Consider the following 8,669-nt stretch of genomic DNA (forward strand, 5'->3'; position numbering starts at 1 on the left):
TGATCGGCACACGCGCGATATCCGGTTCGCTGGCGATCAGTTTCAGGAAGCGGTCCATCGCTGCCTGTGAATCGAGCATCGCCTCGTCCATGTTGATGTCGATCACCTGGGCGCCGTTTTCCACCTGCTGTCGGGCGACTGCCAGCGCGTCGTCGAAGCGTCCTTCGAGAATCATCCGCGCGAAGGCACGCGAACCGGTGACATTGGCGCGCTCGCCGACATTGACGAAGAGCGAATCCTGGCCGACGTTGAATGGCTCGAGGCCGGACAGCCGGAGCTTTTTCTCGAGCAGCGGGATGCGCCGCGGGCGGATGCCGGCCACCTGGCTGGCGATGGCCACAATGTGTGCCGGTGAGGTGCCGCAGCAGCCGCCGACTATATTGACAAAACCCTGTCTCGCCCAGTCGCCGACTTCCGCAGCGAGTTGCTCCGGTGTTTCGTCATAGCCGCCAAAAGCATTCGGCAGACCGGCATTCGGGTGCGCCGAGACGAAGCAATCGCAGATCCGGGAAAGTTCCTTGACGTACTGGCGTAGTTCGGGAGCCCCCAGCGCGCAGTTGAGACCGAAGCTAAACGGGCGGATGTGGTTGAGCGAGTTCCAGAAGGCCTCGGCAGTCTGCCCCGACAGTGTCCGCCCCGAGGCGTCGGTGATCGTGCCGGAAATCATCACCGGCCAGCGCCGGCCGGTCTGCTCAAAGTACTGCTCGATGGCGAACAGGGCCGCTTTCGCGTTCAGTGTGTCGAAAACGGTTTCGACCAACAGGAGGTCGGCACCTCCTTCACAAAGCCCCCGGATCGCCTCGCCGTAGGCGTCGACCAGTTCTTCGAAGGAAGTGTTGCGGTAGCCCGGGTCGTTCACGTCGGGCGAGAGCGACGCCGTCCGCGAGGTCGGCCCGAGCACTCCGGCGACATAGCGCGGCCTTGCCGGGTCGCGGGCTGTAAACTCGTCACAGACTGCCCGCGCCAGTTGGGCTCCGGCATGGTTCAGCTCATGCACCAGGCTTTCGAGGTGGTAGTCGGCCTGCGAAACCCTGGTCGAATTGAAGGTGTTGGTTTCGAGGATGTCGGCGCCGGCCGCCAGGTATTCCGCATGGATCGCCCGGATGAGGTCCGGGCGGGTCAGCAGCAACAGATCGTTATTGCCCTTGAGGTCGTGCGGATGCGCTGCGAAACGGGTGCCGCGGTAATCGGCCTCCTGCAGCCCATGGCGCTGGATCATTGTGCCCATGGCCCCGTCAAGGACCAGGATCTGTCGTTCCAGGCGGGCTTTCAGCTCGGCGGTGCGGTCAGGCTGCATGCGTTTCCCTTGGTCTTCTTTCTGGCAAATCATTTCGGTAAAAACAAAAACCCGTCGGCGCAAAGCTCGACGGGTTGTTTTCTAGGCCTCGCTTTAGCGGAATTTTTAACGCGCCCGCAATCTGTTCGTGTCAAATCGGCGCAGCCCCTGAGCAAACCCGGGCAAGGCTTTGAATCTACTCGCCGGGACCCCCATTGTCAAGCTACAGGGCTGGCGGCAGCAGCGCACTACATCAAACAGCCGACATGGCCGCGCTCATCTGCCGAGCGTAGAATCCACCGTTCCGACTGCAGGAAAGTGTGGTGCCAACTCATGTTTCACAACAATCAAGCCCGGGGGTCGGCTTTCCAGCCGGGTGGGGAAAACCCGCTACGACGTCTGATCACGCTGCGCCGGGTCGAGGTGCTGGCGCAAGCTGTGGTTCTGGTGCTCGCGGTGGCATGGCTGAAGATTCCGCTCGAGGTGGTGCCGATGACGGCGATCATCGGTCTGCTCGCCGCAGCCAATCTGGTTAGTCAATGGCGGCTCGACCAAGGCTGGCCGATCGGCGAGAACGAGATTTTCGGACATCTGGCATTGGATGTCGGAATCCTTGTGCTGCTGCTCTACTTCGCCGGCGGGTCGGCCAATCCATTCGTCTCGTTGTTCCTGTTGCCGCCTACGCTGGCCGCAGCGATGCTGCCGGCACGCCACGCCTGGGCGATGGCGGGAATCACCCTGCTCGCCTACACTTTCCTGATGTTCTGGAAGCTGCCACTGCCGCCGCCACAGGGTGATCTTGCCCAGTTCGACGAGTTGCTCGCCCGTGCTACCGGCGGGGCAGGCGAGCATGCCGCGCACGGCAGCGGCTTTGCCCTGCATGTGCTGGGCATGTGGCTGAACTTTCTGATCAGTGTTGGTGTAGTGGCCTTCTTCCTGACGCGCATGGCGGCTGCCCTGAAGGAGCGTGAGCGTGAGCTCGCGGCGACGCGCGAGGACGCGCTGCGCAACGAGCAGATCCTCTCGCTGGGCACTCTTGCCACCGGCGCTGCGCATCAGCTCGGGACGCCGCTCGGGACAATGGCGGTGGTGATCCGCGAACTCGAGCTGAATCATGGTGACAACGTCGAACTCAAGGAGGATCTGCTCTTGCTGCGCGAACAGGTCGAGCGCTGCAAGCAGACGATCTCGCAAATTCTTGCCTCGACCGGCCAGCGTAGGGAAGAAAGCATGCGCTCTCTGGCACTCGACGCTTACCTGCACCACCTGCTCGACGAGTGGCAGATCATTCGCCCACATGCGAGACTCAGCGTGACCTTGCAGGGTGAGCAACCAGCGCCCTCGATCGTGGCCGACCGAACGCTCGAGCAGGCGCTCCTTAACCTGCTCGACAACGCGGCCGACGCCAATGGGGCTCAGGCGGAGACCATCTGCTTCTCCGCCGGCTGGGATGACGAGACATGCCGCATCGAGATCCTCGACCGTGGCCCCGGGCTGGACGGCAACACCGCAAAGCGCCTCGGCGAAGCGTTTTTCAGTACCAAGCACGATGCACTCGATCGGCCGCGCGGCATGGGCATCGGCCTGTTTCTCACCAACGCGACCGTTGAGCGCTTCGGTGGCAAGGTCGAGCTGTTCAACCGGCAGGACGCACCGGGCGGCGCCTGTACGCGCGTCACGCTGCCGCTCAGCCGCTGGCAAGCCTGACCCCCAGCCATGATGCCACAAGCAGGTGGGCACCCGTCCGAGGAGGAGTGTGCAACCTTCGCGATCGGGCCGGACCGGGCGTCGATTGATCGCGCGATCTGGCGGGTGCCCGGGACAGCACGCTTGGACGGCATGCCCGAGAGAGCTCCGGTGGCCGACCACCTTTTTGCCGGATGTCACGCCAGCCGTACTCGGCCGGCCCGGCTGCCAGGCAGCCACTTGTCGTCTGGTAAACTCGCCAGGCGCTGGCTTGACCGGCAGCCGGCAGAATCGTGATGATCTATCGACTGCTTGCCGACGGAGTGGTTCTCGCCCACTTTCTATTCATCGCTTTTGTCGGTGCCGGAGGTCTGCTCGTGCTGCGCTGGCCAAGGCTGGCGGTGCTCCACCTTCCGGCTGCGTGTTGGGGCGTTCTGATCGAGCTGACCGGATGGATATGTCCGCTGACGCCTGTCGAGAACGAACTGCGGCAAGCGGCAGGTGAAACCGGCTACCAGGGCAGCTTCATCGCGCACCATCTGCTGCCGCTGATCTATCCCGCTGGTTTCACGCGTGGCATGCAACTGGCGCTCGCCGCGGCAGTGATCGCCGTCAACCTGACCCTCTACGCTTGGCTGCTCTGGCGATTGCGCGCGGCCAGCCGGACACCGGGCAGTCACCCGACCAGTCCTGGACATTTCGAGCGTCGCTAGCCCATCACTTCGATCAAGTGTGCCTTGAGCTGGGCGCGTCCTGATGGATTGGACAGTGCGATGATCGTGCTGCCAGGATTCACCAGATCGTCGACCTTGGGATTGAACACCCAGGCGCCATCCTCCTCACGCACCGCCAACAGGATGTAGTCCGGACTGCGCAGGCGCAGATCGCCGACCCGCGTGGTGGGGAACCCGGCCGGAACCCGTACTTCTTCGAGCCGCACGTTCTTGTCCGAGCGGATCATCTCGTCGAGGAAGCTGACCACATGCGGTCTTACCATGGCCGATGCCAGGCGGATGCCACCGGTGAAATCCGGCGAGATGACTGCATCGGCGCCCACCTTGCGCATCTTCTCGACGTTCCTCGACTCCTGGGCGCGTGCCACGATGCGCAGATCCGGGTTGAGCTGCCGGGCCGTGATGATGATCATCAGATTTCTCGAATCGTCACCGGTGACCGCGAACAGGCCTCGGGCATCGGCGATGTCGGCCGCTTCCAGGAGATCATCGTCCGAAGCATCGCCCTGCAGGTAGAGCAGACCGGGAAACTTATCGAGATTGTCCTCGAAACGCGCATCCTCGACATCGATGGCAACGAAATGGCGCCCGGTATTCTGCAGCTCACCACCGACGCTGCGACCGACACGCCCGAAGCCGCAGATGATGAAATGCTGGCGCAGTCTCTGGATACGTTTCTCCATTCGTCGTCTCCGCAGGGAATGGTCGAGGTCCTTTTCGAGAAAGAACACTGACAGGCTGGTGAACAGGAAGGTCAGCGCGCCAAGCCCGGAAATGGCGATGGAGCCGGCAAAAATTCGATCACTCGGGGAAAGAAGCGGGACAATCTCGCCATAGCCCACCGTCGAGATGGTGATCAGCGTCATGTACAAGGCGTCTGACCAGTCGCCGTTGTCTTCGGCGATCTGGTAGAAACCGACGGTGCCGATGGCAATCAGGGCCAGCACCGCGATTCCGGCCCAGACGATGCGAACGACGATGCGCTGCAACTGGGTAGCGACACGCATCTCGGACTCCCTCATCCGGCGCTGGCGGCGAGTCTGCCGACGACCCGGCAAGGGGTTATCGAACATGTGCTGGGAGAGCGGAGCCCACCTGGCGGACTATGCCAATCATGGGGACGATCCGGAGCAGCGTGTCCGGATCAGGGGATCAATAGCACAAGCCCAAATATGCATGGTGGGCGAGACTCGCACATTTGCCAGCCTTTGTCCAGCCTCGGGTCACGGCCTCCGCTGATCGACCGTGATGCTTGGCGCGCATTGGTTTACCATCGGCGGGAGCGCAACCCTGACAGGGACTGCGAGTCATTCACCGGGGAGGACACATGCCGCCGGATTCAGCAGAACTCGAACAGATCAGCACCCGAACACTGGCGCATTACGAACAGCATGCCGAGGACTTCCGTGCCGGGACAAGCCAGCATGACGTCAGCCAGAACATCGCCGCGCTGCTGCGCCACATCGGAGGGCGGCCACCGTTCACGCTGCTTGATCTCGGTTGCGGCCCAGGACGCGATCTGAAGGCCTTGACGCGCCTCGGGCATCGGGCGATCGGGCTCGACGGTGCGCGGCGCTTCGTCGAAATGGCCCGTGCCGACAGCGGTTGTGCGGTCTGGCAGCAGGATTTCCTCAGGCTCGACCTCCCGAGCGGACATTTCGACGGAATCTTTGCCAACGCCTCGCTGTTTCACATTCCGAGCCGGGAGTTGCCGCGCGTTCTGCGCCAACTCCATGCCACCCTCAAGCCGGACGGTGTTCTGTTTTGCTCGAACCCGCACGGCGACGATCAGGAGGGCTGGAACGACGAGCGCTACGCGGCCTACTACAATCTTGCAACCTGGTGTCGATTGCTCACCGCTGCCGGCTTTGCAAAACTCGAACACTACTATCGTCCTGCCGGGTTGCCGCGCGCGCAGCAACCGTGGCTGGCCAGCGTCTGGCGCCGTTTGGCGGAATGACGCACGATAGCAACCCGAGTGCCGATCGCTCCCCCCATCACTCAACCGTTGCAGGACCTACGCCATGTCAGCCCAGCGCTTTGCCAGACGCAGTTCAGACCTGCGGGTCAGCCAGAGAATCGCCGAGGCTGTTCTCGATTACGTCGGACAGCCCCCGGTGACCACCGAACATGCCAGGGCAAGCCCTGAACCTCATGCCCAGGCGCTGGCCCGGGCAGCGGCCAGGCAGGCGGCGGCAACCGCCGGCAGCCTGACCCTTCCACCTGGCCCGCTCGGCTGGCTGACCCTGCTCCCCGAGCTGCGCGCCTTGTGGAGGCTACAGACACAAATGGTCGCCGACATTGCCGCCGGTTACGGGAGAGTTGCCGGTCTGGGTCGGGAAGAGATGCTCTACTGCCTTTTCCGGCACACCGACCCGCAACTCGTCCGGGAGCTGGTGGCCAGGGCGGGCAAGCGCTTCGTCGTACAGCGTGCCAGCCGTCCGGAAGTCCAGGCGGTGGCTGTGAAGATTGCCCTGCACATCGCACAGCGCATGGTCGGCCGGGGCGTGGCGCGCTGGCTGCCAGTCTTCGGAGCACTTGGTGCCGGTGCCTACGCCTACTACGACACCGTGCAGGTGGCCCGCACGGCCATCGAGTTCTTCTCGGGGGCGATTGACGCAGAGGTCGTGGTTGTCGATGGTGGCGACGAGAGCCTCGAGCAGGCGGGCGCCGGACCCTGCCACGAGCCAGGCTGAACGGCTGGCCCTGGCCATCCCCGGACGCCGCGGCGGCTGGCGGCAGACTGCTAGAATACACGCCATCGATCGGCTCCAGAGGCGGACAGCAGGGTGAGAGAAACCATCAGACATCTCGACGAATGGGCCAGGCCGCGCACGGTCATCGTGCTGACCCTGTTGCTGCTTGGTGCGCTCTGGGCAGTGGTCATCGTCTCGTCCGTGGCGGCCCGCGACGCAAGCATCGCGGCCACCGGCCGCATCCTGCAGCAGATGACGGCCGCCGTCGAGGAACAGACACGCCAGCAATTTCGCCTGCTCGACACCTTTCTCGTCAGCTGCGAGCACTGGCTGCAAGCCAATCCCAAGCGCGACCCCGGCAGTGACCCGGCGTTCCGCAAGCTGATCGAGAGTTTTCGCGCGCGGACCGGCGAATCCATCGAAATCCAGCTATTGGCGACCGACGGCCAGCTATTGCAGGTCGCCGGCGAAGCTGCCGGACGGCTGACCCATCTGGCGGCTGCGGAGTCTTTCAGCGGTGCGCTGCCGAGCGCCGGGTTGTTGATCGGTACGCCCCGGCGCGATCGCTCGGGCGACGGGCAGACTCTGCCCGTCGGGCGGCCATTGCAAACGCCTATGCACGGCATTCGCATGTTGCTTGCAGTGGTCGACCTGGAGACGCTGCGCCGGACCTACGAAGCGCAACGCCTCCAGCCGGGCGGCACCATTGCCTTGCTCCGAAGCGACGGCACGTTGCTCGCACGCGCCCCTGAACCTGTGGGGCCTTCCCGGTCGATGCCGGGACAACCGTTACCGCGCGATCTGGCGTTGCAGCCCAAGGCCTTCGTCGTACTCGATGACTCGGGTGGGGAACGGGTCGGCGAACTGGTCAGCTACTCGTCGATGTCGGACTTCCCATTGCTCGTCATCGTCCAGCAGGACTACCCGGAGGCACTGAGCGCATGGCGGCGACAGACCTTGTGGATCGTTCTGCTGGCGCTCGGAGTGACCGTGCCGCTGGCCCTGGTCGCCTGGCGCTCCCTGCGGCTGCTGCGCGTGCTGGCGCATCGCGACGAGCAACTGGTGCAGCTCGCGGCGACCGACCGGCTGACCGGCGTCAGCAGCCGACCACATTTCGTCGACACCCTGGCCGGTGAACTGGCGGATGCGCAGCGTCAGGAATTGCCGTTGACCGTGCTGCTGTTCGACATCGACTTCTTCAAGCGGATCAACGATGGCTACGGGCATGTGGTCGGCGATCAGGCACTGATCGCCTTTGCCCGCGCAGCGACCCGCTGTCTGCGCCAGCGGGATCTGCTTGGCCGGCTGGGTGGTGGGGAATTCGCCATCCTGCTGCCCGAGACCGATCTTCGCGAAGCCCTCCTGCTGGCCGAACGGGTGCGCTCGGCAGTCGCCGCGATCGCGATTCCGACCGAGAACGGCACCGTCCAGTTCACGGTCAGCATCGGGGCCAGCGAGGCGTGCGGCGCCGACCGATCGACCGATGACCTGATCAAACGAGCCACCCAGGCGCTACACGAGGCCGAGGCAGGCGGCCACGACCGAATCGTGGCGATCTGAGGAGGAGCCGCCCCGTCGTCGCCCTGCCGACACGAGGTCCTGAGGCTGGCGCCGGATTGGCCCAGGCGATGCCGGCGATCACCCCGCCGAGGACGATCGGGACAGATCTAACGCCCCTTCCACTCGGCCTGCCGCTTGCCGATGAAAGCATCGATCCCCTCACCGGCATCCTCGGTCATCATGTTGCAGGCCATCACCTCGGAGGCATACTGGTAGGCGGCTTCCAGCCCCATCTCGAGCTGACGGTAGAACATCTGCTTGCCCATCCCGATGGCTACCGACGACTTGGCAAGGATCGAACGGGCGAGTTGGTCGACTTCGGCGTCGAGTGCCGCGCTGGCGACCACCCGGTTGACCAACCCTTGCTGCAGTGCAGTTTGTGCATCGATGAAATCGCCGGTGAGCAACATTTCAAGGGCCTGCTTGCGCCCCAGGTTGCGCGACAGCCCGACCGCGGGGGTGGCGCAGAATAGCCCGACATTGATCCCCGAGGTCGCAAAGCGCGCGCTCTCGACCGCCACAGCCAGGTCGCACGTCGACACCAACTGACATCCGGCGGCCGTGGCGATGCCGTGCACGCGGGCGATCACCGGTTGCGGCATCCGGGTCAGCGTCATCATCATCCGGCCGCAGCGTTGGAACAGGTCCTGCATGAAGGACTTGTGATGGTTGGCGCGCATCTCCTTGAGGTCGTGGCCGGCACAAAACGCCTTGCCG

8 protein-coding genes and 1 riboswitch are annotated in these 8,669 nt (G+C 64.1%); of the genes, 5 read left to right on the forward strand and 3 right to left on the reverse strand.

All coding sequences use genetic code 11. The features are described 5' to 3' along the window. On the reverse strand, positions 1 to 1,297 hold a 1,297-nt coding region (locus JNK99_RS16450), incomplete at its 3' end, for a homocysteine S-methyltransferase family protein (RefSeq protein ID WP_291855187.1). 70 nt (positions 1,298 to 1,367) lie between these two features. Further along, positions 1,368 to 1,449: riboswitch (SAM riboswitch) on the reverse strand. A 160-nt stretch (positions 1,450 to 1,609) separates the two neighbouring features. Between JNK99_RS16450 and JNK99_RS16455 the strand changes: the two genes are divergently transcribed. Together JNK99_RS16455 and JNK99_RS16460 are read left to right on the forward strand one after the other, a co-directional pair. After that, a complete protein-coding gene (locus JNK99_RS16455; protein WP_291855190.1) occupies positions 1,610 to 2,983 on the forward strand; it encodes an ATP-binding protein in 1,374 nt (457 codons plus the stop codon). A 275-nt stretch (positions 2,984 to 3,258) separates the two neighbouring features. After that, the gene (locus JNK99_RS16460; protein WP_291855194.1) at positions 3,259 to 3,675 is read left to right on the forward strand and encodes a DUF2784 domain-containing protein; all 417 of its coding nucleotides are present in this window, start codon (positions 3,259 to 3,261) and stop codon (positions 3,673 to 3,675) included. Here the strand turns inward: JNK99_RS16460 and JNK99_RS16465 are convergent. After that, on the reverse strand, positions 3,672 to 4,703 hold the full coding sequence (locus JNK99_RS16465) for a potassium channel family protein (RefSeq protein WP_291855199.1): 1,032 nt from the start codon (positions 4,701 to 4,703) through the stop codon (positions 3,672 to 3,674). The two genes, JNK99_RS16460 and JNK99_RS16465, sit on opposite strands and share 4 nt — an antisense overlap. 320 nt (positions 4,704 to 5,023) lie before the next feature. On the opposite strand from JNK99_RS16465, the gene JNK99_RS16470 reads away from it, so the two are divergent. The 3 genes from JNK99_RS16470 to JNK99_RS16480 all read left to right on the forward strand — a co-directional run bounded on the left by JNK99_RS16470 (position 5,024) and on the right by JNK99_RS16480 (position 7,952). Continuing rightward, positions 5,024 to 5,656 (forward strand): class I SAM-dependent methyltransferase, encoded by a 633-nt coding sequence (locus JNK99_RS16470; RefSeq protein ID WP_291855202.1) that lies wholly within the window; start codon positions 5,024 to 5,026, stop codon positions 5,654 to 5,656. A 64-nt stretch (positions 5,657 to 5,720) separates the two neighbouring features. Continuing rightward, entirely contained in the window at positions 5,721 to 6,392 is a 672-nt protein-coding gene (locus JNK99_RS16475) for a hypothetical protein (protein WP_291855205.1), read from the forward strand. A 93-nt stretch (positions 6,393 to 6,485) separates the two neighbouring features. Further along, on the forward strand, positions 6,486 to 7,952 hold the full coding sequence (locus JNK99_RS16480; RefSeq protein ID WP_291855208.1) for a diguanylate cyclase: 1,467 nt from the start codon (positions 6,486 to 6,488) through the stop codon (positions 7,950 to 7,952). A gap of 107 nt (positions 7,953 to 8,059) precedes the next feature. Here JNK99_RS16480 and JNK99_RS16485 read toward each other — a convergent pair. Then, positions 8,060 to 8,669 (reverse strand): enoyl-CoA hydratase (locus JNK99_RS16485; protein ID WP_291855211.1); only part of this gene is annotated, 610 nt, incomplete at its 5' end.

The sequence above is a fragment of the Accumulibacter sp. genome (assembly GCF_016789985.1).
Lineage (GTDB): Bacteria > Pseudomonadota > Gammaproteobacteria > Burkholderiales > Rhodocyclaceae > Accumulibacter.

Bases quoted from the DNA above. Each gene is read 5' to 3' on its own strand.
- JNK99_RS16475 (WP_291855205.1), top strand. From the start codon at position 5,721: ATGTCAGCCCAGCGCTTTGCCAGACGCAGTTCAGACCTGCGGGTCAGC.
- JNK99_RS16465 (WP_291855199.1), bottom strand. From the start codon at position 4,703: ATGCGTGTCGCTACCCAGTTGCAGCGCATCGTCGTTCGCATCGTCTGG.
- JNK99_RS16470 (WP_291855202.1), top strand. From the start codon at position 5,024: ATGCCGCCGGATTCAGCAGAACTCGAACAGATCAGCACCCGAACACTG.
- JNK99_RS16455 (WP_291855190.1), top strand. From the start codon at position 1,610: ATGTTTCACAACAATCAAGCCCGGGGGTCGGCTTTCCAGCCGGGTGGG.
- JNK99_RS16460 (WP_291855194.1), top strand. From the start codon at position 3,259: ATGATCTATCGACTGCTTGCCGACGGAGTGGTTCTCGCCCACTTTCTA.